The organism is Brevibacterium oceani (assembly GCF_017948325.1).
In the GTDB taxonomy this organism is placed as follows: Bacteria; Actinomycetota; Actinomycetes; order Actinomycetales; family Brevibacteriaceae; genus Brevibacterium; species Brevibacterium oceani.
This window is the reverse complement of record NZ_CP072846.1, coordinates 2880364-2905512: the sequence shown is the minus strand read 5'-3', so window position 1 is coordinate 2905512 and position 25149 is coordinate 2880364. Positions and strand designations below refer to the sequence as shown.

General features: G+C 67.6%; 21 protein-coding genes. 14 read left to right on the top strand and 7 right to left on the bottom strand.

Annotation, left to right across the window (positions count from 1 at the left end; genetic code table 11):
- Window positions 1-10: 10 nt before the first annotated feature.
- From J9314_RS12915 to J9314_RS12900, 4 genes are read right to left on the bottom strand one after another with little or no spacing between them, the layout of a single operon-like run.
- Window positions 11-739: an LmeA family phospholipid-binding protein gene (locus J9314_RS12915; RefSeq protein ID WP_210602755.1), complete on the bottom strand. Its 729-nt coding sequence runs from the start codon at window positions 737-739 to the stop codon at window positions 11-13.
- A gap of 49 nt (window positions 740-788) precedes the next feature.
- Window positions 789-1532 carry a LutC/YkgG family protein gene (locus J9314_RS12910; RefSeq protein ID WP_210602754.1) on the bottom strand — a complete coding sequence of 248 codons (744 nt, stop codon included), beginning with the start codon at window positions 1530-1532 and terminating at the stop codon, window positions 789-791.
- Entirely contained in the window at window positions 1529-3091 is a 1563-nt protein-coding gene (locus J9314_RS12905) for a lactate utilization protein B (protein ID WP_246490382.1), read from the bottom strand. The genes J9314_RS12910 and J9314_RS12905 overlap by 4 nt, the downstream gene beginning before the upstream one ends.
- Window positions 3088-4080: a (Fe-S)-binding protein gene (locus tag J9314_RS12900; RefSeq protein WP_210602753.1), complete on the bottom strand. Its 993-nt coding sequence runs from the start codon at window positions 4078-4080 to the stop codon at window positions 3088-3090. Before J9314_RS12900 ends, J9314_RS12905 begins: the two co-directional genes overlap by 4 nt.
- A gap of 281 nt (window positions 4081-4361) precedes the next feature.
- Here J9314_RS12900 and J9314_RS12895 point away from each other — a divergent pair, with 281 nt between their 5' ends.
- Window positions 4362-5282 carry a MarR family winged helix-turn-helix transcriptional regulator gene (locus J9314_RS12895; protein ID WP_210602752.1) on the top strand — a complete coding sequence of 307 codons (921 nt, stop codon included), beginning with the start codon at window positions 4362-4364 and terminating at the stop codon, window positions 5280-5282.
- Window positions 5283-5290: 8 nt separating this feature from the next.
- Here J9314_RS12895 and orn read toward each other — a convergent pair whose 3' ends face one another.
- A complete protein-coding gene (gene orn, locus J9314_RS12890; RefSeq protein WP_210605671.1) occupies window positions 5291-5884 on the bottom strand; it encodes an oligoribonuclease in 594 nt (197 codons plus the stop codon).
- A 308-nt stretch (window positions 5885-6192) separates the two neighbouring features.
- Here orn and J9314_RS12885 point away from each other — a divergent pair, with 308 nt between their 5' ends.
- From J9314_RS12885 to J9314_RS12875, 3 genes are all read left to right on the top strand, one after another.
- Window positions 6193-7812 carry a DUF8094 domain-containing protein gene (locus tag J9314_RS12885; protein ID WP_246490381.1) on the top strand — a complete coding sequence of 540 codons (1620 nt, stop codon included), beginning with the start codon at window positions 6193-6195 and terminating at the stop codon, window positions 7810-7812.
- Window positions 7813-8019: 207 nt separating this feature from the next.
- Complete coding sequence (locus J9314_RS12880) at window positions 8020-9009, top strand: tetratricopeptide repeat protein (RefSeq protein WP_210605669.1); 990 nt, start codon at window positions 8020-8022, stop codon at window positions 9007-9009.
- 167 nt (window positions 9010-9176) lie between these two features.
- Window positions 9177-10850, top strand: a complete 1674-nt coding sequence (locus J9314_RS12875) for a hypothetical protein (RefSeq protein WP_246490380.1) — start codon at window positions 9177-9179, stop codon at window positions 10848-10850.
- Window positions 10851-10881: 31 nt separating this feature from the next.
- Here the strand turns inward: J9314_RS12875 and J9314_RS12870 are convergent, their stop codons facing one another.
- Both J9314_RS12870 and J9314_RS12865 read right to left on the bottom strand, forming a co-directional pair.
- On the bottom strand, window positions 10882-11274 hold the full coding sequence (locus tag J9314_RS12870; RefSeq protein WP_246490753.1) for a hypothetical protein: 393 nt from the start codon (window positions 11272-11274) through the stop codon (window positions 10882-10884).
- Window positions 11275-11303: 29 nt separating this feature from the next.
- Window positions 11304-11654, bottom strand: a complete 351-nt coding sequence (locus tag J9314_RS12865) for a hypothetical protein (protein ID WP_181276039.1) — start codon at window positions 11652-11654, stop codon at window positions 11304-11306.
- A gap of 113 nt (window positions 11655-11767) precedes the next feature.
- Between J9314_RS12865 and J9314_RS12860 the strand changes: the two genes are divergently transcribed.
- From J9314_RS12860 to J9314_RS12815, 10 genes are all read left to right on the top strand, one after another.
- Window positions 11768-12979: a cysteine desulfurase family protein gene (locus J9314_RS12860; RefSeq protein WP_210602751.1), complete on the top strand. Its 1212-nt coding sequence runs from the start codon at window positions 11768-11770 to the stop codon at window positions 12977-12979.
- A complete protein-coding gene (gene mnmA / locus J9314_RS12855; RefSeq protein ID WP_181276041.1) occupies window positions 12976-14196 on the top strand; it encodes a tRNA 2-thiouridine(34) synthase MnmA in 1221 nt (406 codons plus the stop codon). Before J9314_RS12860 ends, mnmA begins: the two co-directional genes overlap by 4 nt.
- A gap of 80 nt (window positions 14197-14276) precedes the next feature.
- Window positions 14277-16376, top strand: a complete 2100-nt coding sequence (locus J9314_RS12850) for a S9 family peptidase (RefSeq protein WP_210602750.1) — start codon at window positions 14277-14279, stop codon at window positions 16374-16376.
- A complete protein-coding gene (locus J9314_RS12845) occupies window positions 16342-17562 on the top strand; it encodes a uroporphyrinogen decarboxylase/cobalamine-independent methonine synthase family protein (RefSeq protein WP_246490379.1) in 1221 nt (406 codons plus the stop codon). Before J9314_RS12850 ends, J9314_RS12845 begins: the two co-directional genes overlap by 35 nt.
- Entirely contained in the window at window positions 17559-19775 is a 2217-nt protein-coding gene (ligA, locus tag J9314_RS12840; RefSeq protein ID WP_246490378.1) for an NAD-dependent DNA ligase LigA, read from the top strand. Before J9314_RS12845 ends, ligA begins: the two co-directional genes overlap by 4 nt.
- A gap of 155 nt (window positions 19776-19930) precedes the next feature.
- The gene (locus J9314_RS12835) at window positions 19931-20494 is read left to right on the top strand and encodes a hypothetical protein (protein ID WP_210602749.1); all 564 of its coding nucleotides are present in this window, start codon (window positions 19931-19933) and stop codon (window positions 20492-20494) included.
- Window positions 20495-20628: 134 nt separating this feature from the next.
- Window positions 20629-20934 carry an Asp-tRNA(Asn)/Glu-tRNA(Gln) amidotransferase subunit GatC gene (gene gatC / locus J9314_RS12830; RefSeq protein WP_181276045.1) on the top strand — a complete coding sequence of 102 codons (306 nt, stop codon included), beginning with the start codon at window positions 20629-20631 and terminating at the stop codon, window positions 20932-20934.
- A gap of 1 nt (window position 20935) precedes the next feature.
- Entirely contained in the window at window positions 20936-22435 is a 1500-nt protein-coding gene (gene gatA / locus J9314_RS12825; protein ID WP_210602748.1) for an Asp-tRNA(Asn)/Glu-tRNA(Gln) amidotransferase subunit GatA, read from the top strand.
- Window positions 22432-23913, top strand: coding sequence for an Asp-tRNA(Asn)/Glu-tRNA(Gln) amidotransferase subunit GatB (gatB, locus tag J9314_RS12820; RefSeq protein ID WP_210602747.1), 1482 nt, complete (start codon window positions 22432-22434; stop codon window positions 23911-23913). Before gatA ends, gatB begins: the two co-directional genes overlap by 4 nt.
- A gap of 183 nt (window positions 23914-24096) precedes the next feature.
- A complete protein-coding gene (locus J9314_RS12815) occupies window positions 24097-25131 on the top strand; it encodes a hypothetical protein (RefSeq protein ID WP_246490377.1) in 1035 nt (344 codons plus the stop codon).
- The last annotated feature ends 18 nt before the right edge of the window (window positions 25132-25149 follow it).

Here is a 25149-nt window from a genome sequence, read left to right as displayed (position 1 = left end):
CCCAGCCGTCTCACTCGAGCGTGACCCCGGATCCGTGGAGGCGGACCTGCAGTCCCGCCTCGGTGGCGGTGATGTCGGTGAGTTCGAGCCCGGCGGGCAGGAAGTCCAGATCGATGACGATGTCGGAGATCGCCGAGGTGAGGAACCCGGGCAGGCTGTCCACGTCGACGTGTGCGGAACCCAACCGGATCTCGGACGCGTCGACGACGGCACGTCGGCCGTCGGCCTTCGGGTCGATGCCGATGAGCAGGTCCTGGCCGAGCAGGGATCCTTTGAGGAAGAGTTCGCCGTCTTCGGTGGTGAACGTCATTCCCGCAGGCAGGGACGCATGGTCGGAGGTGAGTGCGTCGAGTGTGGAATGGGGGAGGACCGCGGTGGCGTCGACGGTGCCGATGGGACGTGAGGTGTCGGTGGGGACGTCGTAGAGCTTCGCGTCGACATCGGTGAAGTCGACGTCCTCATAGGTCGCCTCGTCCGCGGTGATGTGCACGGAGTCCAGCTTCCCGGACGCCATCTGCGTGAGCACGGGGAACCCCTCGACGGAGACGTCGGCGTCCCCGTAGTCGGAGAGTCCGTCGGCGATGCGCTGCTCGGTCGTGAAGTCGACGATCCGATCGGCGGCGATGACACCGATGATGAGGGTGAGGACGATGACGATCGCGGAGACGATCCACGTCTTCCGCCTCGACCTGCGCCGAGGCGGCTGCTGCGGATATTCGAGGGTGCGGGCGCTCGTCATGGACACCATTGTCCCCGATGGGGGCCGGTCGGCGCGCATCGGGGCAGGCTCACGAATCGAGGATGACGACGTCGAGGGTGCGCGGACCGTGGACGCCTTCCACCCGCTCCAGTTCGATGTCGCTCGTGGCAGAGGGCCCCGAGATGAACGTCAGCGCCGCTGTCGCCTCGAGCCGTGCGATCCCCTCGGGGACGATGTCGACGACGTCTGCGACACGCACCACGCAGATGTGATGGTCGGGCACGAGGGTGATCGCCCGCCGGCCGCATTCGGGGGACCCATCGAGGACGATGGTTCCCGTCTGCGCGATCGCCACCGCCGAGGCGGTCACCACCGCAGCCTGCGAGTCGAGTTCGGGGATGCTCAGCTCCTCACCCGGGGCATCGACCGAGATGTCACCGGTGAACGCCTGCAGCCACGACTCGTCGAGCCCGCGCGGGACGACGATCTTCGACCCCGCTTCGAGCAGGTCGGCGATGGTCTTCGCCGGATCGCCTGTGACACGGTGGACGTTGGCCTTGTAGTCGACGAGGCGGTCGACGAGGAGTTCGATGAGCTCCTCACCGGAATGCGTGCCGGTCCGCGCATAGTCAGCGCTCTGCCCGACGACGCCGCCACCGGCTGCGGGGGCACCAGCGTGAGCATGCTCGGCCTCGGCCGAGGGGGCGCTCTCCCGTCCGGTCGGCGCGGAGGGAACGGTGCCGGAGGTCGATGACACGTACTCGCCGCCACCTCGGCGACCGAGGGCCTCATTGATGCGTCCGAGGATCTCTTCGCGTGCGGTGTCCGTCATTTCTCGTCGCCCCCGTTCTCGGTCTCGCCGTCGTGATCCGTCCGGCCTTCGGACTCGGCCTGGCCTTCGGACTCGGCCCACAGCTGGTGGAAGCTCTTCTCCGGCAGTCCGGGAATGTCCCGGCTCGACGTCCATGCGCCGGCGATGCCGGGGAGGGCGTTGATCTGTCCGCCGCGAGTGGCCTTGTGCGCGAAGGGCAGGCCCTTCTCCGCGGCGGCCATCCGCTTGCCGTCGCCCATCATCCACGACGCTCCCGTGAGCGCCGTGTCGAGTTGGGTGGAGACGGGGGAGTGGTTGGCCTTGACGTCTTCGCTGCGCAGGTGGACGAGGATCTCCGGGATGTTGATCTTCACCGGGCACACGTCGTAGCAGGCCCCGCAGAGGGATGAGGCGTAGGGCAGAGAACCGTTCGCCTCGTCCTCCACGCCGGTCAGCAGCGGAGAGAGGATCGCTCCGATCGGGCCCGGGTAGGTCGATCCGTAGGCGTGTCCGCCGGTGCGCTCGTAGACGGGGCAGACGTTCATGCACGCCGAGCAGCGGATGCAGTTGAGGGCAGTCCTTCCGTGCTCGTCGGCGAGTGCCCGGGTGCGTCCGTTGTCGAGGAGGACGAGGTGGACGTTCTGCGGTCCGTCGCCCTCGGTCCGTCCGGTCCAGAACGAGGTGTACGGGTTCATCCGCTCACCCGTCGAGGACCGCGGCAGCAGCTGGAGGAACGCCCCGAGATCGTCGAAGCTGGGCAGGAGCTTCTCGATGCCCATCACGGTGATCAGGGTCTCCGGCAGGGTCAGGCACATCCGCCCGTTGCCCTCGGATTCGACGACGCCGAGGGTGCCGGTGTCGGCGATGCCGAAGTTCGCGCCCGAGACCGCGACCTTGGTGGTCAGGAACTTGTGACGCAGATGTCGACGGGCAGCCTCGGCGAGGACCGCCGGGTCGTTCGTCAGCTTCCCGGCGTCGGGCATCTTGTCCATGAAGATGTCGCGGATCTCGTCACGGTTGCGGTGGATGGCGGGCACGAGGATGTGGCTGGGCTTGTCCTCGCCGAGCTGGACGATGAGTTCGGCCAGGTCGGTCTCGAAGGCGTCGATGCCCTGGGTCTCGAGATGTTCGTTGAGCCCGATCTCCTGGGTCGCCATCGACTTGACCTTGATCACCTCACGGCGCCCGTTAGCGAGCACCGGGACGTTGGCCTCTACGAGTTCGGTGACGATGGCGTTGGCCTCATCGGCGTCCCGGGCCCAGTGGATGGTTCCACCGGCGGCGGTGAAGTTCTCTTCGAACTCGACGAGGTATTCGGGCAGATTCGCCATCACCTGGTTCTTCGCCCGGGAGCCGGCTTCGCGCAGCTCCTCCCAGTCGTCGAGTTCGGCGACGACCCCGGCGCGTTTGTCCCTGATCGACGAGGTGGCATGGCCGATGTTGTTGCGCAGCTGCTGGTTCGACAGGTGCTGGTGCGAGACCTCGGGGAAGGGCTCGGTTTCGACGATGTTGCCCTGTCCGCCGGGCAGATCGCTGTGTGCGTGCTGCGAACGCATCAGCGGCATTCCCAAGAACGTCATCGCAGGCTCCCTCCGCTCACTTCTGCTCCTTCGCCGGGCACCCGCAGCGGGTCCTCCTTCGTCGAGGCGAGGATCCGTGCCAGGTGGACCGCGGCCTGACCGACACGGAACCCCTGTGCCCTGCTCGGCTCGGCCGGGGCAGTGCCTCTTTCGCCTGGGGTGAGGTGGTCGTCATCGTCGGCGCCGACGACGGTCGTCAGCTTCTCGGACGTGTGGCCCTGCGCATCGGTCGAACTCGTCTCCTTGACGTGGACGGCGGTGACATCCGGGGTCCCGCCGAAGCTGCCGGTGCGTTCGAAGCGGGAGATCCCGCCGCCGATGTGGAGCAGGCAGGAAGCGTCGCCGCCGGTGCAGACATCCGCGTGAGTGGCCTGGACGGTGCGCACCTTGTCCGCGAGCATCGCCGAGGACACCTCCGGGTTCTTCACGGAGAAGGTGCCGCCGAAGCCGCAGCAGGAATCGGCCAGGGGCAGTTCCACGAAGTCGATGCCCTCGACGGAGCGAACCAGCGAGGACTGCCGGTCGCCAAGGCGCAGCAGCCGCATCCCATGGCAGGACGGGTGGAAGGTCACCCGGTGCGGGAAATAGGACCCGAGGTCGGCGGCGGCATCGGTGACACCTGCGACGTCGGTGAGGAACTGGGTGAGTTCGTAGGTGCGGTCGGCCACCTCGGCGGCCTCGGAGGCCAAGGCCTCATTTCCCTGCCGGCGTGCGACCATCGGCTGCTGATGGCCCAGCGAGGCCACGCAGGAAGCGGAAGGGGCGACCGCGACATCCCATTCGGTGCTGGTGAAGGCGCGGACGTGGTTGGCGATGACCGGTTCGGCCTGCGCGAACTTGCCGGAGTTGATGTGCATCTGCCCGCAGCAGGACTGGCCTTCGGGGAAGACGACCTCATGGCCGAGGCGGCGGAGAATGCTCACGGTTGCCTGAGCAACCTCGGGATACATCGCATCGACGATGCAGGTGGCGAACAGTGCGATCCTCATCTGACCTCCAAGCAGGACTCCGTGCGGTTGCGAGGATCGTCTGCCGACCGGGCCGATGTCGAGGTCGGGAACGGTCCTTGTCACTCCGTGTCCAGACCGTAGCACCGGGGCTCGTCAGTGCAAACACCGTCGCCCCTGCGGCGTCGCCGACCGCCCGAGCGGTGCGGAAGAGCCGCTGGGGCACGCGCCGTGCGGGCGATTTAGGACGCATCCGCCTGCGCTAATTTCTTCCCCGCCCGTGGCCCATTTACCTGCGACGATGACGCCCATAGGATGACGCTATGGACAACCAGCGCACACAGACCATCCGCACGATCTCCGCCCGCCTCAACTCGTTCCACTCATCGATGTACTTCTCACAGACGGTCGGTGCCGTCTACGCCGAGCACGGCCTCGAACCCGGGGTCGAAGGCAATATGGCCGCCCGCTCGGCACCGCTGGGGCGGGTGAATCCGGGAGTCGTCAGCGCCGCCTACTACAACTACTCGCCGAACTTCGTCGCCGACATGCTGCCGAAGCTGTGGGACACCGTCACCCCCGAGGAGATGGTGCAGGCCCGCTTCGACGCCGTCGCCGCGTTCATGGACGAACTCTTCGGTGACCGTGACGACATCGCCCTGCTCACCGAGGCGGCCACCCAGGTCGACGAGGCCGTCCAGCCCGTGCTCGCGAACATGGACTTCGCCGGGCGCACGCTGGCCGCGGCCACGGCCGATGCGCTCGGCGGTCACCGGGGCGAGACCGTGTTCGAGAAGCTGTGGGACTCGGCGACCATCGCACGTGAGTTCCGCGGCGACGGTCACGTCGCCTCCCTCGTCACCGCCGGCGTCCCCGGCATCGACGCGCTCATGCTCGACGTCGCCACCGGCGCCGGATTCCGCCCCCGCGCGGCGCAGAAGACCCGCGGCTACACCGATGAGGAGTGGCAGACCGCCCAGGCCAGGCTCGCCGAGGCGGGGCTGATCACCGTGGACACCGACGATCGCGACTACGACCTGCCCGTCATCACCGACGCGGGTCGGGAGCTGAGGGAACAGGTCGAGCAGCTCACCGACGGGACCGTGGCCGCGGCCTGGTCCGTCCTCGACGACGATGAGCTCGAGGCCCTGCTCTCGCCCAGCCGCACCCTGATCAAGGTCATCGCCCAGTCCGGGGCGTTCCCCGCCACGGTGTTCGCTCAGCCCGCGAAGAAGGCCGGCTGAGCCTCAGGTCAGTCGGACTCGCCCGACTCGGTGCCCGTCGGGAAGCTCGCGGTCACCTCGGCGGCGATGGTCTTCGCCTCATCGGAGCTCGGCCCCTCGGCGGAGAACACGGCCTTCCGGTAGTACTGGAGCTCGACGATCGAGTCGATGATATCGCCCAGTGCCCGGTGGCCGCCGTGCTTGGCCGGGGCTTGGAAGTAGGCGCGGGGGAACCACTGCTTGCTCAGTTCCTTGATCGAGGAGACGTCGATGATCCGGTAGTGCAGGTAGTCGACGAGCTCGGGCATCTGCTTGGTCAGGAAGACCTTGTCGGTGCCCACCGAATTGCCGCCGAGCGGTGCCTTGCCCGCCTCCGGGACGTGCTTCTTCACGTACTCGAGGACCTTCGCCTGCGCATCGGCGACGGTGGTGCCCCCGTCGAGTTCGGTGATCAGTCCCGAGGTCTTGTGCATGTTCGTGACGAAGTCGTTCATGTTCGCCCGCGCCTCATCGGAGGGCCTGATGACGATGTCGATGCCGTCGTCGAGGGGATTGAGCTCGAAGTCGGTGACGATCGCAGCCACCTCGATGAGTTCGTCCCTGACCTCGTCGAGGCCGGTCATTTCGCAGTCGATCCAGACAATTCTGTTGTTGCTCACCCGCCCAGCTTAGGGCAGATGTCGTCCGCGCGACACGTCGGGGCGCCTTTGGGAACGGGCGGGAGGCGACGTGACGGCGGGGTTCGCTGTGGGCGGCAGCCGCCTCAGGCGATGGTCGCACGGTAGGCGGGAGCCGCCTCGGCGAGGGTCTCTGGTGTGAACGTCGACACACACTGAACATGCGCACAAAGGCGATGCCCGGCATGTGACTTAAACTTGGAGGGTCCCCGATACCGGGGTGCCATTTTGCTCGGCTGAGGGAAGGTTCGCTCGTGCGTTACACATTCGCTGTGATTCTCATGGTGGTGGGTGTCGTCGTCGGTGGCCTCGGCATCCTGCAGAAGACCCTGTGGGCGCCGGAGGATACGATCACTGCCACCGCGCAGATCGACTCCGACAAACCGGCGGTCGTCGTCGACCCCGGAATGCTCAACCTCTACGAAACCCCCACCACGCTGACGGTCAAGGGCAGCGGCGATCTCACCATCGCGCAGGCCCCGATCGAGAACGTCGAAGCCTGGGCCGGACAGTCCGGCTATGACCGCATCACCGGCCTCGCCGAGGACGGGAAGCTCACGACCAAGGCCACGGACGGCGACGGTTCGGTGCCCGACCCCAAAGGTGCCGACCTGTGGCAGAGCGAGGTCAACGGCACCGATTCGGTCGAACTCGAATGGAACGACGACGCCAACCGCACAGGCTTCCTCATCGCCGGCAACGGCGACGCCGGTCAGGTCAAGACCGTGACACTGGCGTGGCCCAATCATGCTGACACCCCGTGGGCGCTGCCGCTGATGATCGGCGGCGGAGTCATCTTCCTCGGCGGCCTCGTGCTGCTCTTCTTCGGTGCGAACAATGCGAAGAAGGAAGCCAACCGCCGCAAGGCGCGGCAGGAGCGTCGCCGCAAGCTCGCCGAATACGGCACCGCCTTCGCCATCGTCCCCGTGTTGGCGCTCAGCGCCTGTGGGCCCGAAGAGCTGCCGAAGCCCGAACCCTCCGAAGCTCCGAGTTCCGCGGCGGCAGGAGTCACCGACGACCAGGCCAAGCGGATCCTCGACTCGGTGGCCGAAGACGTCAACGCAGCTGACAAGAAGACCGATGCGAAGGCGCTGGGCAAGCGTGCCGCCGGCCCCGCCCTGCAGCAGCGCGAAGACCTCTACAAGGTCAAGGACAAGGTCAAAGACCAGAAGATGCCCGCCGCGGTGGCGAGTGACGAGATCGTCGCGAACTACACCTCGGCGACCGACTCGTGGCCGCGCGTGACCAGCCTCATCACCTCCGCCGGTGGAGCCTCCCAGCTGCTGGTGCTCACCCAGGAGGACCCGCGCAGCGACTACAAACTGTGGTCGCAGACCCAGCTGACGAGCGGCACGAAGCTGCCCGAGCTGCCTGACTCCCGGCAGGGAGCGCAGATGCTCGAACCCGGCGACAAGGACTTCGTCGCCACACCGGAGGCGGTCGTGTCGAACTATGCGAAGGCCCTGGGCAGCGGCAAGGACTCGAAGGAAGCGAAGAAGTTCGACGCCGATGACTTCTCGAAGTCCATCTGGAAGAACCAGAAGGAACTCAAGGACAGCGCCGCAGCCGGCAAGGCCGAGGTGAAGTACGACTACAAGCCGGGCAAGGAGCTCGTCGCGCAGGGCACTGCCGGTGATGCCGCCATCGTCACCGGAGTCGTCCAGGCCGAATCGACGATCAGCCCCGAATCGACAGGCGGACGCACCGGAACCCTGAACCTGTCCTCGCCGCAGAAGGAACTCATCGGATCGGACTCCACCAAGGAGCCGGTGACGACGAAGACGACCCAGGTGCTCACCTTCCTCGTCCCCAAGGACGGAAAGGTCAAGCTCATCGGCGGCCTCGAGACCCTGGCCGGAGCCGAGGCGGGCTGACCGGCGTCGGGTATCGGCATCGTTCGTCCGCGATTGCGCCGACGGACGCGATTGCGCAGACGGCGGCTGGCGAAGCAGTCGCCGCGGAAATAGCCGCAGGCTCACCGATGTTGATACCTTCTGTTGGATAAGCTTCCAAGCAAGGACCAGGTGCGAGACCGACTTCGACGGACCCGCCGAACGCGTCATAAAGGAGACCCCGTGTCAATGGATCCCTCGCAGGAGAACACGCAGCCCAACCAGGGGCTCGACCTGTCCGCTGTGCGCAGCAAGAACATGCCGCAGGAGCAGGCCGGCAGTCCCGGACAGGCTCCCACGGGACCGGGAGCCGCGGGCCCCGGTGCAGCGGGTGCTGCTGGCGGCGGGGGAGCGCAGGACCCGAATGCGGTGGCCGTTCCGTCCCTGGTCTTCGATGTCGACGAGGCGAGCTTCAACGGTGTCGTCGCGATGTCCGACCGGGTCCCCGTCGTCATCGACCTGTGGGCCGAATGGTGCGAACCGTGCAAGCAGCTCTCACCCGTCCTCGAACGCGTCACCGAAGCCTACGGCGGCCGTCTCGTGCTGGCCAAGGTCGACGTCGATGCGAATCCGCGCCTGCAGCAGGCCTTCGGGGTGCAGTCGATTCCCACGGTCGTCGCCATCGTCAAGGGCCAGCCTGTCCCACTCTTCCAGAGCGCCGTGCCCGACGAGCAGGTCCGCGCCTACTTCGACGAACTGCTCAAGCTCGCCGCAGAGAACGGCGTGACCGGCTATGCGGTGGCCGACGGTGCCGAACCCGAACCGGCCGGTCCCGCCCACCCCGAGGCCGAGGAGGCCCTGGCCAAGGGTGACTTCGATACCGCCGAGCAGCTGTTCAAGGCGGCCCTGGCACAGTCCCCGGCCGACGACGAAGCCAAATTCGGTCTCGCGCGGGCAGGCCTCGGACGTCGCCTCATCGACAAGGAGCCTGCCGAACTCATCACCGCCGCCGATGCTGACCCGAAGAACGTCGACCACGCGATGGCCGCCGCGGACGCCGAGGTCGTCGGCGGGAATGCGAGCAGCGGCTTCAACCGACTCATCTCCCTCATCCGCACCACGACCGGTGACGAGAAGGAGACCCTGCGCCTGCGGGTCCTCGAGCTCTTCGAAGTCCTCGGCGCCGACGACCCAGCCGTGACCAAGGCACGGACCGCACTCATGAGGGCACTGTTCTGATCCAGCGAATCCGACTCATCACGGCCATCCTCTTCGGCGTCGCGGCACTCACGCTCGCCGGACTGGTCATCTCCGCGCTCTCGGTCGTCGGCACCGACGAGATCACCGAGACCCCTGCGTTCAAGGTCAAGGACGGTGCCTATGCCCTCGTCCTCGACGAGGGAATCGTGCCGTATTCGGGCTCGAGCGTGACGGTGAAGGCGAAGAACTCCAAGGGGACCGAGCTGTTCATCGGCACCGCGAACGGCGTCGACGCCGACAGCTACCTCGACGGGGTCGCCCAGGAGCAGATCAGCGACGTGTCCTTCCCGAATGCGACCGAGCATCGGTTCATCCCGGGTCAGCCGAAGCCGGAAGCCGCCATCGCCGACCGTGACTGGTGGATCAGCCAGGACACGGGCGAGTCGGTGGCCAAGACCTTCGACCTCGATGCCGAACCGCAGGTCCTCGTCATCGCGCCGGCCAACGCCGACGACACCCTCGACGGGACGAGCGTGGACGTGTCCATGCGCGTCAGCGGTGTGCTCGGACTCAGTCTGCTCGGCATCGCCGGCGGCATCATCCTCGCCGGCTTCTCCGCGTTCTTCTTCATGCGTTGGTGGCAGTCGCGCATCCGTCCGCCTAAGAAGGACCGCGCCTCCGGCAGCGGCCCTGACGGTGGGGGACCGGGCGGCAGCGGCCCGGGCGGCGGGGGCCTGGGATCACCCACCGACGACGCAAGAGCCGGCCGGCGCGGCCCGGCCGGAGCAGAGTCGGGTCCGGCCACGCAGCCGATCTCGACGGTGCAGCCCGGGGCCACATCCGGCCCGCCTGCGCGACCGACCGGGGCGCCGCCTCGGCGACGGGATCTGCGGAACCGACGGTCGCTGCGTGCGGTCACGGCCGCGACCTTGGGCACGACCCTGGCGCTGAGCGGCTGTGCGAGCATGCCCATCGCCAAACCCAGCAACCCGGACACCACCCCGTACGAGCGCACCGCGCTGCGCCCGGGTGAGGCCGGCAAGTTCATGACGGGCTACACCGAGTCGCTCGACAAGACGCTCGGGAACAAAGGCGACGACCTCGATAAGATCCAGGCCGCCCCGCTCATCGACCGCACCCGCGCCCAGATCCAGATCGCGGACAAGGCCAAGCAGAAGCTGCGTGCCCCGAACTTCACCGAGGTCGTCGCGGGCAGCCCGAGCTTCACCGATTACCCGATGTGGTTCTACGCCTTCGGCACCGCGGACAAGAACTCCACCGAGGGCGACGAACAGCTGACGCAGGTCTCGCTCGTGACCCGTGAATCGGCCTCGGCCGACCCGCTCGTGCGCTCATCGTCCTACATCCCCTCCGACCAGATGCCGACGCTGATGGCCGACGATCGCGGGGCCGTCGAGACCGGGCCGGAGGACTTCGACGACGAACTGGCGACCTCGGAGAAGGACGTCTCGTCCTTCCTCGTCGACGGCAAGGCCGAATCCGGGGCTCCCGGCGGACTCAAGGAGGGCGGCTTCAAGGACTTCCGCGACTACCTCGGCGGTCTGCGGGACAAGGACTCCGGCTTCGACAAGGTCGACGTCGACTGCAAACCTTACGAAGATCTGGCGTTCAAAGACATGACGCTGGCCACCGAGGACGGCGCGATCGGGATGGGCGAGGTGCGCTGCACCCTGACCATCAAGGTCCCCAACGACTACGCCCTCGACCTCGGCGACACCGTCGAGGCCGTGAAGACGAACGACAAGGACGGCGACACCGTCAAGGTCGACACCGCGCACCCGTACGTGCTGATGCAGACCGGTGACGATGTCTCCGCCGTGGCCACCGACTGGAACGTCCTGTCCTCACGCGTGGAGTGATGCCGCGTGGTTCGCGCGGCGGCCGGGCGGCTCAGTCGCGGTTCGCGCGGCGGCCGACCCGGATCAGCCACCAGAGGCCGATGAGCGGGAGGATGAGCGGGATGAACCCGTACCCGCTGCCGAAGTTCGACCACACGGACGGCTTCGCGAAGTCCTCCGGGTGGGTGTAGCTGAGGATGCCGACGACGATGACGCCGATGAACTCGATCCCGCACGCGGCCAGTGCGATCCGATGCGAGATCCGCTTGCCGATGACGAGGCAGACCGTCGCCACGATGTAGATGACCGCGGCGAATGCCGAGAGCGTGTACGCGATCGGCGCGACGTCGAATTCGCGGATGAGCTGGTAGCCCGCGCGTGCCGTGGCCGAGAGGGCGAAGACCCCGTAGACCGCGGTCAGCGCCCGACCGGGTCCGGTGTGCATCGCCGAATAGGGGGAGCGGCTTTTCTTGGTCACTGCCAAATCTGGTCCAATCTCTCGATCATCACGACCACCGTCAGTCCTGCCGCGGCGAGGACTCCCGGCCCCCAGCGGCTGAGCTCTGCGAATGCCCAGAACCCGGCGAGGGCGATGACGAGGATCGCCGTGATCACGTAGCCGAAGTAGAGCAGCGGATCGACGTCGTGGGTCGATCCGAAGGTCGCGATCGAAAGGATCAGCTGCACGATGAGCAGAAGCAGCAGCAGGGCAGTCGCCCCGAGAAGGGCCTTGCCCGCCGGCCTGTTGCGAATGGTCTCGACGATCGACCACAGGGTCAGGATGCCGGTGACGGCGTAGAGGACGATGGTGTAAACGGTGAACACGGCCCCAGTGTAGTCGTGAACGGGCCGCACGTTCGCGGGGCGGGGCGCGCTCCCACGGGTGAGATGCCGCACGGATCCTGGCCGAAGTGCGACTCAGCCACTAAAATCGCAGGGTGCCCATCTATCTCGACCACGCAGCCACCTCGCCGATGCCCGCCGAGGTCCTCGAGGTCTACACCGCCGAACTCGCCGCCAGGGCGAACCCCTCTGCCCTGCATGCCGTCGGCCAGGCCGCACGGATGCGGATCGAAGAGGCCCGCGAAGCCGTCGCCCGCGGCGTCGGCGCGGCCACCTCGTCGGAGGTCATCTTCACCTCCGGCGGCACCGAGGCCGACAATTTCGCCGTCAAGGGCCTCTACCTCTCCCGCAACGGCGGTGCGTTCGAACACCCGGGCCGCCCGCGCGTGCTGACGACCCCGATCGAACACCACGCGATCCTCGACTCCGTGGAATGGCTCGAAGGCTTCGGCGCCGAGATCGTCTTCCTCGACGTCGACGCCCAGGGCCGAGTCGACCTCGCCGCGGCCGAGGCCGAGCTGCGACGGGACCCCGACCGGACGGCGCTCATCAGCGTCATGGCCGCGAACAATGAGATCGGCACCCTCCAGCCGATCGCCGAACTCGGGGCGATCGCCGCCGAACTCGGCATCCCCTTCCACATCGACGCCGTACAGGCACTCGGACAGATCCCGCTGAACTTTGCGGACCTGCACGCCACGGCCATGTCGATCACCGCGCACAAGATCGGCGGACCCGTCGGCATCGGCGCGCTCCTTCTCGACCGAGGCGCGGCTCCCTCCCCGATCCTCCACGGCGGGGGACAGGAGCGCGGTGTCCGCTCGGGCACCCTCGACGTCGCCGGCGCAGTCGCCTTCGCGAAGGCCGTCGAGCTGGCCACCAGCGACCTCGAGTCTCGGGCCGTCCGGTTCTCGGCACTGCGCGACCGCCTCATCGGCGGCATCGAAGCCACGATCGAGGGCGCCGACCTCTCCGGTCCTCGCGGTGCCGGCCGCCTGCCCGCCAACGCCCATTTCACCTTCGCCGGCTGCGAGGGCGATTCGCTGCTGTTCGGCCTCGATGCCAGGGGCCTGGCCACCTCGACGGGTTCGGCCTGCTCAGCCGGTGTGTCCCGTCCCTCGCATGTGCTGCTGGCCTGCGGCATGGATGAGGACGCGGCCCGCTCCGCGCAGCGGTTCAGCCTCGGCCACGATTCGACCGAGGACGAGGTCGATGCCCTGCTCGCGGCCCTGCCCGAGGTCGTCGAGCAGGCCCGCCGGGCCGGGATGGTCTCGGCAACACCCCGATGGATGCAAGGAGCATCATGAGAGTACTCGTCGCCATGTCAGGCGGAGTCGACTCCTCCGTGGCTGCGGCTCGTGCCGTCGACGCCGGCCACGAAGTCGTCGGCGTTCACCTCGCCCTGTCCCGCATGCCCGGAACCCTGCGTACGGGTTCGCGCGGCTGCTGCACGATCGAGGACTCCCGCGACGCCCACCGGGTGGCCGGGATGCTCGACATTCCTTTCTACGTGTGGGACTTCTCCGAACGGTTCAAGGAAGACATCGTCGATGACTTCATCGCCGAATACGCGGCCGGACGGACTCCGAACCCCTGCATGCGCTGCAATGAGCGCATCAAGTTCGCCGCCCTCCTCGACCGGGCGCTGGCGCTCGGCTTCGACGCGATCGCCACCGGCCACTACGCTGAGGTGCTCCGTGACGACGACGGTCTGCCGGAGCTTCACCGCGGTGAGGACCTGGCGAAGGACCAGTCGTACGTCCTCGGTGTGCTCACCTCGGATCAGCTCGAGCACTGCTACTTCCCGATCGGGGCCACCGCTTCGAAGGCGGAGGTCCGCGCCGAGGCGGCCGAACGCGGCTTCTCCGTGGCGAACAAGCCCGATTCCTACGACATCTGCTTCATCCCCGACGGGGACACGAAGGCCTGGCTGGCCGACAAGATCCCGATGCGTCCCGGCCTCATCAAGGATGCCGAAGGCGAGGTGCTCGGCGAGCACGACGGAGCGATGACCTACACGATCGGTCAGCGCAAGGGCCTGGGCATCGAAAAGCCCGCCGCCGATGGCAAACCGCGCTTCGTCACCGGCCTCGATCCGGCGACGAACACTGTGACCGTGGGTTCGCGCGCCGACCTCGCGGTGTCGCACCTCACCGGCATCCGCACCTCGTGGGCGGGCGCGGCACCCTCGGATATGGGACATGACCCGGAGTCGGGAATCGACTGTGAGGTCCAGATCCGTGCCCACGCCGACCCGGTGCCGGCACGCGCGTGGCTCGGCGAGTTCGTCGCCGAGGCACCCGAACACGAGGTCAGCCCCGTCATCGACGAGGTGGAGGTGCCTGCCGCACGTCCGGCCGGCCAGCTCATGCACGTCGACGTCTCCGAGGAGCTCTCCGGGGTGGCTCCGGGTCAGACCATGGTCATCTACCGCGGCACGCGCGTCCTCGGACAGGCGACCATCGACTCGACCGCGAAGGATCACGTCGGCCCCGCCCGGGAGGCCGCCCGCCTCGGCGCGTGATCGGGCGGCGATCGTGAGCGTTCGACGATCGTGACGCGATGACCGGGCCGTAAGTCCGTGTCTGGCGATACTGTGGAGGCATGAAGGAATCTCCCCAGGATGTCGTCGCGGCTCCTTATGGAACCTGGTCGTCACCTCTCGACGCCGCCGAGGTGGCTGCCGGTGCCGCGCCCATCTTCGACGCGGCCTTTCGCGGGGATGAGATCTTCTACTCGACGAAAATTCCGTCCGAGAAGGCCCGCACGGGACTCGTCCGCACCTCGCTGTCCCGGCCCGGCGCTCGTGAGCAGATCCTGCCGTCCGGGTTCAACATCCGCTCCGCCGTCCACGAATACGGGGGAGCGGCCTGGGCGCTCGATCCCGACAGCGAGGTCGTCTACTTCGTCAACGCCTCCGACCAACGGGTGTGGCAGATCCTTCCCGGGCGGAACCCGCACGCTCTGACCCCGGACACCTCGGGGCGGATCCGCTACGGCGATCTGACCATGACGAAGTGGGGGCTGCTGTGCGTGCGGGAGGACTGCCGCTCCACCCGTCGCGAACGCGCCGTCGTGCTCCTGACCAAGCATGGGACGACGAATGTGCTCTCCACTCATTCGCATTTCATAGCCTGGCCGCGGCTCTCGCCCGATGGAAGCACCCTGGCGTTCATCGGCTGGGAGCACCCCAACATGCCGTGGGACGGGACGAATCTGTGGCTGATCGATGTGCGCACCCCGGCCACGCCTGCCGTCGGCGTGCTCATCGGCGACGCCATCGACCGTCCGCTGCAGGCGCCGCCGGAGCTGCCTTCGCCCGAGGATGGGGGAGTCTCTCTGCTGCAGCCGGAGTTCACCTCGAACACGTCTCTGCATGTCATCTCCGACCACGGAGGTCACTGGGCGCTCTACGGCCTCGACTTCGACCCGGTGACGGCGACTCCCACCGTCTCGGATCGGCGCCGAGCGCGAGCGGAGGTGCCCCCGGAGCCGAGGAAGTTCTCGGTCGAGCAGCTGCGTCCCGTCATCGACACCGGGGCCGAGATCGGCGGGGCCCTGTGGCAGCTCGGCACGCGGTGGCACCTGAGCGACGGACGAGAGGTGTGGGCACACACGCAGTCGGCGACGGCGACCCTCGTGCGTCGACGTGTCAGCACCCTCGACGGGAGCGCCATCGACGGGAGCCACCTCGGCGCGGGTACGCTCGACGGCGCCAGCCTCGACGGCACCACCCTAGACGCCATCACCCTCGAGGGCGAGACCTTCGGCACGATGGAGCTGCTCGACCTCGGCCGCACCCATCTGCTGCTGACGGCGAAGTCGGCGAAGCGCCCCGGCACCCTCTACGCGGTCGATCGGGCGACCGGTGCCTTCACCGAGATCGCCCGGGAGCGACTCGACACCCACCAGGGCTACTACTCGCGACCGTCTGTGAGAGAACTTGGGGGAGTCCCGGTCGTCATCCACCCGCCGCACAACCCCCGCTTCACCGCGCCCGACGACGAGCTGCCGCCCTACGTGGTCTCGATCCACGGCGGGCCCACCGGCCAGGCGACACCGGACATGTCCGCCCGCACGAGCTTCTTCACCTCCCAGGGCATCGGCGTCCTCGAGGTCAACTACGGCGGATCGACCGGCTTCGGACGTGCCTGGCGCGATCGCCTGCGCGGACAGTGGGGCATCGTCGACGTCGCCGATACGGTCGCCGCCGTCAACGGACTCGTGGCCGCAGGACTCGCCGACCCGCGGCGCATCGCGATCTCAGGGGCCTCCTCGGGCGGGTGGACCGTGCTCTCGGCCCTCGCTGAGACCGACGTCTTCGCCTGCGGGACCTCCTATTTCGGCGTCACCGACCTCTTCCGCTTCGTCGTCGACTCGCACGACTTCGAATCCCACTACATCGACAACCTCGTCGGCCCGCTGCCCGAGGCTCGCGACGCCTACATCCACCGCTCACCCATCCGCCGGGTCCCCGACATCACCGTGCCCGTCGCCGTCATGCAGGGCGACCGCGACCCGATCGTCCCGCCCTCACAGGCCCTGGAGTTCGTCGATACACTCGAACTGGTCGGAGTGGAGTACATTTACCGTCTGTACAAGGGCGAATCGCACGGGTTCGTCCGCGCCGAGACCATCATCGATTCCCTGGAAAGCGAGTTCGGATTCTATGTCGACGTCTTCGGAATCCCGCGCACCGGCTGAGGCGGCCGATCCCCGTCCCGCTCCTCACGACGCCGAGGCGGCCGCGACCGGATCGACGAATGCTGAGCCGACCGTGTCGACTGAGTCGACCACCGTGCTCCCGGCGACTGTGCTCCCGGCCGCCACGACGACCGGAATCTGGTTCCCCGGGGTACGCGACTCGAGTCGCGGCTACATCGCCACCAGCCCGGTCCGGGAAGCAGCCGCGACCGCCTTCGACGTCCTCGCCGACGACCTTCCGCCCGTCCCGCTGACCGCTCACCTGAGTGAGGACCGGTGGGGTGCCGACGCGATCGGTCGCGCCGTCGGTCTGCTCACCGACCTCCACGTCGACCGCACCTCCTACGGATGGCGGCTGACCGCCTCGGCGGGCAAGGACGAACGACGGGAGGACTCGGCACTCATCGAGGCCTTCGACGCGATTGCCGAATACGGTCAGTCCCGGCCCGGCCAGGTCCAAGTCTCGCTGCCGGGACCGTGGACGCTCGTGACCGCGCTGAGCCTGAGTTCGGGCGAACGCGTGCTGGCCGATCACGGGGCCAGACGTGATGTCATCCAGGCCTATGCCTTCGGCATCGCCGCCTTCGCCGAGCGGATCTCCTCACTGGGAATGCAGCCGACGATCCGCCTCGTCGAGGCCCGCCTGACTCCCGTCCTCACCGGCACCTGGCCGACCGTGTCCGGGTGGGGCAGCCTGCCCGCGATCAGCGAGACCCAGGTGTGGGCGGCGCTCGAATCCACACTGCGCCACCTGCCGCCGACCGTGCTCAGCCTCCCCGACCTCGCACCCCTGCACCTGCGCGGGGCGCAGATCACCGCCGCCGAGGTGGTCCGACGCACCGGAGCGAGCTCCGTGTCCGTGCCGTTGGCTACGCTGAAGGCACACGGATGGGAACAGCTGGCGATCCTCGCCGAGGCGGGGCTCGGCCTCTGGTTGCGCCTGCCCTCCGACGCCGGCGCGCACCCGGACGCGGTCAACCACTGGGTCGACCGGATCCGCACCCCCTGGTCGCGCATCGGCATGGGGGTCACAAGTCTGCGCGAAATCGGCATAATCGCCGGACCCGAACTGCCCCTGACCTACCCGCCGCTGCTGGAGACCACGCACGCGACGAGTCCCGAGCACAATCGGGGAACCATGACCATCGCCGCCGGTCTGCGGCGCGCTCTTGAGGAGATCGAATGACCACGACACCGGGCAACGCCGATGATGCGAAGTCAGCGGAATCGACGACGGACGACCTGCAGAGCGCCGACCTCTCGAACGCGGCCGAGCGTGCCAAGGCCCACGCCCAGCTGACGGAGAGGATCGAGGAGCTTCGTGCCGCGTACTACCAGGACTCGCTGCTCGTCTCCGACGCCGAATACGACGACTTGGTCCACCGCCTCGAAGACCTCGAGGCCGCCTACCCCGAGCTCATCACCGACTCCTCACCCACACAGACCGTCGGCGGCGTCGTCGACACCTCGACGTTCGACCCCGTCGAACACATCGGCCCGATGTACAGCCTCGACAACGTCTTCGACTTCGAGGAGCTGAGGACCTGGTACGAGCGGACGCGGTCGGCGGTCTCGGCACGGTCGAAGTTCCTCTGCGAACTCAAGATCGATGGATTGGCCGTCAATCTGCTCTACCGGGGCGGGGAACTCGTCAGGGCGGCGACTCGCGGCGACGGTCGCATCGGCGAGGACATCACCGCGAACGTCCGCACGATCTCGGACATCCCGCAGCGCCTCGACACGGAGCATCCGCCGGCCGAGGTCGAGATCCGCGGAGAGGTGTTCTTTCCCGTCGAGGACTTCGCCGAGCTCAATGCCTCCCTCGTCGCCGAAGGCAAGTCCCCCTTTGCGAACCCGCGGAACTCCGCGGCCGGTTCCCTGCGGCAGAAGGATCCCGCCGTCACGGCACGCAGGCCCCTGCACATGCTCGTCCACGGCATCGCCGTGTGGACGCCCGCTGACGATTCGCATCCGGAGCCGGCTCACCAGTCCGAGGTCTACGAGCAGTTCCGGTCCTGGGGACTGCCGATCAGCGACTACTTCAAGGTTCTCGAGACCGTCGACGAGATCGAGGACTTCATCACCTACTACGGCGAACACCGCCACGACGTCACCCACGAGATCGACGGCATCGTCATCAAGATCGACGACATCGCCGTCCAGGAGACGCTCGGCTACACCTCGCGCGCGCCGAGGTGGGCGACGGCATTCAAATACCCTCCCGAGGAGGTCACGACGAAGCTCCTCGACATCCAGGTCCAGGTCGGCCGCACCGGACGCGTGACCCCGTTCGCGGTGATGGAGCCCGTCACCGTGGCCGGATCGACCGTGGAGCGGGCGACCCTGCACAACGGGTACGAGGTTAAGCGCAAGGGAGTGCTCATCGGCGACACCGTCACCCTGCGCAAGGCCGGCGACGTCATCCCCGAGGTGCTCGGCCCCGTTGTGGCTCTGCGCGACGGGTCCGAACACGAATTCGTCATGCCCACCCACTGCCCGTCGTGCGGGACCGAACTCGGTGAGCAGAAGGAAGGCGATAAGGACCTGCGCTGCCCGAACTCCCGGTCGTGTCCCGCGCAGCTGGCCAACCGCATCTTCTACCTCGCGTCCCGGGCGGCCTTCGACATCGAGGCCCTCGGTGAGGAGGCGGCGCTCGCGCTCACGGCCCCTGCCGAACCGGAGACGCCGCCGCTGACCTCGGAGGCCTTCCTCTTCGATCTCACCGCCGAGGATCTCGCGGATGTGAAGATCTGGCGGGACAAGAAGGTCAAGGGCGTGGAGACCGGGGAGCGGGAGCTCGTGCCCTACTTCTACACGCGGGGGACGGCGAAGAAGCCGAGCGCCCCGAGTGCGAATACGACGAAGCTGTTCGACGAACTCGACAAGGCCAAGGACCAGGACCTGTGGCGGGTGCTCGTGGCCCTGTCGATTCGTCATGTCGGACCGACGGCCGCACGGACTCTGGCCGCGAAATTCCGCACCCTCTCAGCGATCCGGCAAGCCGGTCTCGAGGAACTCGCGGCCGTCGACGGGATCGGGTCGACGATCGCGGGCAGCATCCGCGACTGGTTCGACGTCGACTGGCACAACGAGATCGTCGACACCTGGGCGGCCGCCGGAGTGCGGATGGAGGACGAGGAGGTCGAGACCGGCGAGCAGACGCTCGAAGGTCTGACGATCGTGGCCACCGGGTCGCTGAGCACCTACACCCGTGACGGCATCAAGGAAGCGATCCTCGGAGCCGGCGGCAAGGCCGCGAGCTCGGTGTCGAAGAAGACCGACTACGTCGTCGCCGGGGAGAACGCCGGATCGAAGCTGGACAAGGCCGAATCGTTGGGCGTGCCGGTCCTCGACGAGGAGCAGTTCACGACCCTGTTGGAGACCGGCAGCCTCGGTTGATCCCTGTCTGAGCGTCGAGCCCGGCACGCCTGGGAATACATCCCGGATCAGGGCGGTTCCATGGTACGGCTGTGGACTCATTCGTGACCGAACTCGAAGTCGGAGTTCAGACTCAGCCAAGCTCAGAGACAGCTTCGGATGAAAGAGTGTAGGCCATGAGATGGATTCCCCGACTCCTCGCCGGTACCTGCGTGGTCGTCGCCGCGGCCCTCACCGCCGCTCCCGTGACGGCCGGTCTGGCCGACCTGGTGCTCAACCCGGGACCGCAGACCACCAAGCGCGGCGCTCAACCGGCTCTGACCTCCCAGCGCACACCGTCTGCCCCGACGATTACCCGCAGCGATAAGTCGCCTGACCGCACTGCAGCCACGGACAGCCGCTCGGGCGCCGCTGGTGCCGCCGTCATCGAGGGCACGATCGTCGACGATGCCACTGACGATTCATTCGCCGGCGAGGCCTCCCGATCTGGAGCCACACGAACAGGGGCCACCGGCACCTCGGCCGCCCGAACCGCGACCACTGGCACCACGGTCGCGAGCACGGAACTCGTCGCCGCCACCCCCGATGCCGCACGAGCCCGAGTGACCGATCTCGCCGCCGACCTGCAGGCCGGCGTCGATGCCGGGGAGTTCACCCAGGCCGACGCCGACCGGGTGCTCGACGACATCGCCGGATACATCCACGGCGACCGCACCTGGCCCGAACGCCTCTCCGCCTAATTACTACCCGACGGCGGCCCAGCAACCTCGCGCCAGGTTGCTGGGCCGCCGTCGGGTAGTAATTAGGCGGGGTGAGCGGCCCTGGCGAAGCGATTAGACTGGGGTGCGAGTGAAACGACGATGAAAGGCAGGGAATGACGGAGTCTTCCGCAATCACCCCCGAACAGGTGGAGCATCTGGCTTCACTGTCTCGGATCGCCATGAGCGAGGACGAGCTGAAATCGCTCGCCGGTGATCTGAGCACAATTCTGGGAAACGTCGCCAGGGTCAACGAAGTGGCCGGCGACGATGTGCCCGCAACCAGCCACCCCATCCCGCTGACGAACGTCATGCGCCCCGACGTCGTGGGTCCGACGCTGACCAGCGAACAGGCACTGGCCTCGGCCCCGGCCGCCGAGGATGACAAGTTCCTCGTCCCGCAGATCCTCGGGGAGGAATGAGATGACCGCACTGACGAACAAGAGCGCCCTCGAACTCGCCGCAGGTCTGGCCTCCGGCGAGTTCTCCTCCGTTGAGGTCACGCAGGCCCACCTCGACCGCATCTCCGCCACCGAGGACGACTTCAACTCCTTCATCACCGTCACCGACGAGGCGGCCCTGGCCACAGCGAAGGACATCGACGCCAAGCGCGCCGCCGGTGAGGACGTCCATGCCCTGGCCGGCGTGCCGGTGGCGCTGAAGGACCTCGTCGTCACCGAAGGCGTGCGTACGACGGCCGGATCGAAGATGCTCGAGAACTGGATCCCGCCCTACGAATCGACCGTGCACAACAAGGTCAAGGCCGCCGGCCTGCCCGTGCTCGGCAAGACCAACCTCGACGAGTTCGCGATGGGATCGACGACCGAGCACTCGGCGTTCGGCAACACCCGCAACCCGTGGAACCTCGAGCACGTGCCCGGCGGCTCCTCCGGCGGCGCGGCCGCCGCGCTCGCCGGCTTCCAGGCACCCCTGTCCGTGGGCACCGACACCGGCGGATCCGTCCGCCAGCCGGCCGCATTCACCGGCACCGTCGGCGTCAAGCCCACCTACGGTTCGATCTCGCGCTTCGGCATCATCGCCATGGCCTCGAGCCTCGACCAGGTCGGCCCGATGGGCCGGTCCGTCGCCGATGCCGCTGCCCTGCACGAGCTGCTGGCCGGACACGATCTGCTCGACTCGACCTCCCTGCCCGATGAGGCCGGCGGGTTCCTGGGTGCCGCGCAGTCCTCGGAGCTGAAGGGCAAGAAGCTCGGCGTCATCAAGCAGCTGCGCGGCGAGGGTTACCAGGACGGGGTCCGCGATGCGTTCACCGCAGCACTTGAGACCGCTGCCGCCGCCGGTGCCGAGATCGTCGAGGTCGACTGCCCCGCGATCTCCTACGCCCTCGACGCGTACTACCTCATCATGCCCTCCGAGGTGTCCTCGAACCTGGCCCGCTACGACGGCATGCGCTACGGCCTGCGCGTCGAACCCGAGGCCGGTCCCGTCACCGCCGAGACCGTCATGTCCGCCACCCGCGCCGCCGGCTTCGGCGACGAGGTCAAGCGCCGCATCATCCTCGGCACCTATGCGCTCTCGGCCGGATACTACGACGCCTACTACGGTTCGGCGCAGAAGATCCGCACCCTGGTGCAGAACGACTTCGCGAAGGCCTTCGCCGCGTGCGACGTTCTCGTGTCCCCGACGGCACCGACGACGGCACTGAAGTTCGGCGCCGAGGCGGCTGCCGATCCGATGGCTCTCTACTTGGGCGACGTGGCGACGATCCCCGCGAACCTCGCCGGAATCCCGGGCCTGTCCCTGCCGGCAGGGCTGTCCGACGGTCTGCCCGTCGGGTTCCAGATCCTCGCCCCCGCCCGTGAGGACGTCAAACTCTACGAGGTGGCCGGACCGCTCGAAGCCGCCCTCGAAGCCGCTGGCGGGCGCGTGCTCGATACCCTCGCGGAAGGACTGACAAAGTGAAATACGAAGACGCGATCAAGAAATACGATCCGGTCATCGGCATCGAGGTCCACGTCGAGCTCGGCACCGCGACCAAGATGTTCGACGCCGCCCCCAACACCTTCGGCGGCGGAGCGAACACCAACGTCACCCCGACCTCCCTGGGCCTGCCCGGCTCCCTGCCCGTGGTCAACGAGAAGGGCGTCGAGTACGCGATCAAGATCGGTCTGGCGCTCGGCTGCGAGATCGCCGAGACCTGCCGGTTCGCCCGCAAGAACTACTTCTACCCGGACGTGCCCAAGGACTTCCAGACCAGCCAGTCCGATGAGCCCATCGCGGCCGAGGGACAGGTCGAGGTCGAGCTCGAGGACGGCATCATCGTCACCGTCCCCGTCGAGCGCGCCCACATGGAGGAAGACGCCGGAAAGAACACCCACGTGGGCGGCGCGACCGGCCGCATCCAGGGCGCCGACCACTCCCTCGTCGACTACAACCGCGCCGGCGTTCCGCTGGTGGAGATCGTGACCCACCCGATCACCGGGACAGGGGAGCGGGCCGCCGAGGTGGCCGCCTCCTATGTGCGCACGCTGCGTGACATCTTCCGCGCCCTCGACGTCTCCGAGGCCCGGATGGAACAGGGCAACGTCCGCGCCGACGTCAACGTCTCCCTGCGGGAGAGCCCCGACGCGCCGTTGGGCACGCGGACGGAGACGAAGAACGTCAACTCCTTCCGCTCGATCGAACGCGCCGTGCGCTTCGAGATCGCCCGCCAGGCGACCCTGCTCGAGGCGGGGGAGAAGATCGTGCAGGAGACCCGGCACTTCCACGAGGAGACCGGTGAGACCTCCTCGGGACGTCCGAAGTCCGACGCCGACGACTACCGCTACTTCCCGGAGCCCGACCTCGTGCCACTGCAGCCGTCCCGTGAGTGGGTCGAAGAGCTGCGCGCCACCCTGCCCGAGCTGCCGGCGCAGAAGCGTCGCCGGCTGCTGGCCGAATGGCAGTTCTCCGATCTCGAGATGCGCGACATCGTCAACGCCGGACTCCTCGAGGCCATCGAGGATACCGTCACCGCCGGTGCGAAGCCTGCCCAGGCGCGCAAATGGTGGACCGGTGAGGTCGCCCGCCTGGCCAACCAGGAAGAGAAGCACCCCACCGAGATCGTCACGCCCGCGCAGGTCGCCGGGCTCGTCGATCTCATCGGGCAGGGCAAGCTCAACGACAAGCTCGCCAAGGACGTACTTGCCGGAGTCGTCGCCGGTGAGGGCGAGCCCGCCGAGGTGATGAGTGCCCGCGGACTCGAGATCGTCGAGGACACCGGTGCGCTCGAGGCCGCCGTCGACGAGGCGATCGCTGCGAACCCGGACGTCGTCGAGAAGATCAAGGGCGGGAAGATGCAGGCCATCGGCGCGCTCATGGGCCCGATCATGAAGGCCACACGCGGGCAAGCCGATGCCGGAAAGGCCAAGGACCTGATCCTCGCCAAGATCAACGGCTGAATCCCGGCAGGGTTTCCTGCCCGAGACTCAGGATTGATCCAGCCACACCCTCTAGACTGTGCATCCAAGGGAGCCGAGCGGTTCCCTGGCACAGCGGAGGGTGTGGCTTCTCGCATTCTCCGATATCCACGGTCGGCACCGTCCCGAGCCGTGAGAGTGCACGCACGCGTGGAGGTGAGAACGGTGTCTTCGTGGAAGTCCCTGTGGAAGAGCGAATGCGGCAAAGCCGCTCCGATCTATCGAGTCCTCGTGCCCGAGAGCGTCAGTGACGACGTCAGGCGCGCATGGGATGCCCGCGGCTACCGATACACGGCGGGAGCACCGAGCGCGATCATGCTCACCGGCGGAATGAACCGCAACCTCTTCCGCTCGAGCGTCGTGTTCAAGGGAGGCACCGCCGCAGGCACGGCCGTGACCGCGGGATTCGCCGCACCCGGCGGACTGGCCCTGGTGTCGGGATTCGCCGATGCGGCATTCACCTTCGGCGGGCTGGGCGCCGCAACCGCGCTGGGCACGGGAATCTTCGCGGCCGTGACCGGACCGAAGTATCTGCGTGATCCGAAGCGGCTGAGCCGGAAGGCCCGGCGCAAGGTCACCGGAGCCCGCTGGATCACCCCATCGAGTCTCGGATACGTCGCCGGCCGCAAGGATGGCCGCGACACCGACGAACAGCGCCTCTTCCACCTTGCTGTGACGATCGCACGCAAGATCGTGCGTACCCGCGCCTGGACCCACCCCATCCTCAAAGACCACGTCTCCCGCGTCGACCTCGACCATGCGGTGGCCTCGATCGGCATCCGTCTCGAGGAACTCGTCGCCCTGCGCGAGGAGATCGAGGGCATCCGCGATGCGGGAACCGCGAAGTCCGTCGAGACCTACCTGTCGAAGCTCGCGGTGGCCTTCACCTCGATGGCCCGCCGTGTGGAGTCGATGCACGAGTACTACGAGCGGCTGCTGGCGCTGGACGAGCAGCTGCTGCTCCTGCACAATTCCGAACGGTCCCGCGAACTCGGCGACCGTGTCCTCGACGTCCTCTCACGCACCGCCGCCGACGACTCGGCCGACTGGCAGTTCCGGGAGCTGCGCATCGATGCGGAGTCGCAGTCGTCGATCATCTCCGGCCTCGTCGCCGAGCTCGATGAGACGGCCGATGACTTCGACGACTTCGACTCCCGGCTGGCGGCGGCTCAGAAGTCGGTCGACGAACTCGAGGCCTGAACTCTCAGTACCCGAACG

Bases quoted from the DNA above. Each gene is read 5' to 3' on its own strand.
- J9314_RS12870 (WP_246490753.1), bottom strand. From the start codon at position 11,274: ATGCACACCGGACCCGGTCGGGCGCTGACCGCGGTCTACGGGGTCTTC.
- J9314_RS12905 (WP_246490382.1), bottom strand. From the start codon at position 3,091: ATGACGTTCTTGGGAATGCCGCTGATGCGTTCGCAGCACGCACACAGC.
- J9314_RS12895 (WP_210602752.1), top strand. From the start codon at position 4,362: ATGGACAACCAGCGCACACAGACCATCCGCACGATCTCCGCCCGCCTC.
- J9314_RS12915 (WP_210602755.1), bottom strand. From the start codon at position 739: ATGACGAGCGCCCGCACCCTCGAATATCCGCAGCAGCCGCCTCGGCGC.
- J9314_RS12835 (WP_210602749.1), top strand. From the start codon at position 19,931: ATGAGATGGATTCCCCGACTCCTCGCCGGTACCTGCGTGGTCGTCGCC.
- J9314_RS12880 (WP_210605669.1), top strand. From the start codon at position 8,020: ATGGATCCCTCGCAGGAGAACACGCAGCCCAACCAGGGGCTCGACCTG.
- gatC (WP_181276045.1), top strand. From the start codon at position 20,629: ATGACGGAGTCTTCCGCAATCACCCCCGAACAGGTGGAGCATCTGGCT.
- gatA (WP_210602748.1), top strand. From the start codon at position 20,936: ATGACCGCACTGACGAACAAGAGCGCCCTCGAACTCGCCGCAGGTCTG.
- J9314_RS12850 (WP_210602750.1), top strand. From the start codon at position 14,277: ATGAAGGAATCTCCCCAGGATGTCGTCGCGGCTCCTTATGGAACCTGG.
- J9314_RS12910 (WP_210602754.1), bottom strand. From the start codon at position 1,532: ATGACGGACACCGCACGCGAAGAGATCCTCGGACGCATCAATGAGGCC.
- mnmA (WP_181276041.1), top strand. From the start codon at position 12,976: ATGAGAGTACTCGTCGCCATGTCAGGCGGAGTCGACTCCTCCGTGGCT.
- ligA (WP_246490378.1), top strand. From the start codon at position 17,559: ATGACCACGACACCGGGCAACGCCGATGATGCGAAGTCAGCGGAATCG.
- orn (WP_210605671.1), bottom strand. From the start codon at position 5,884: ATGACCGGCCTCGACGAGGTCAGGGACGAACTCATCGAGGTGGCTGCG.
- J9314_RS12900 (WP_210602753.1), bottom strand. From the start codon at position 4,080: ATGAGGATCGCACTGTTCGCCACCTGCATCGTCGATGCGATGTATCCC.
- J9314_RS12845 (WP_246490379.1), top strand. From the start codon at position 16,342: ATGTCGACGTCTTCGGAATCCCGCGCACCGGCTGAGGCGGCCGATCCC.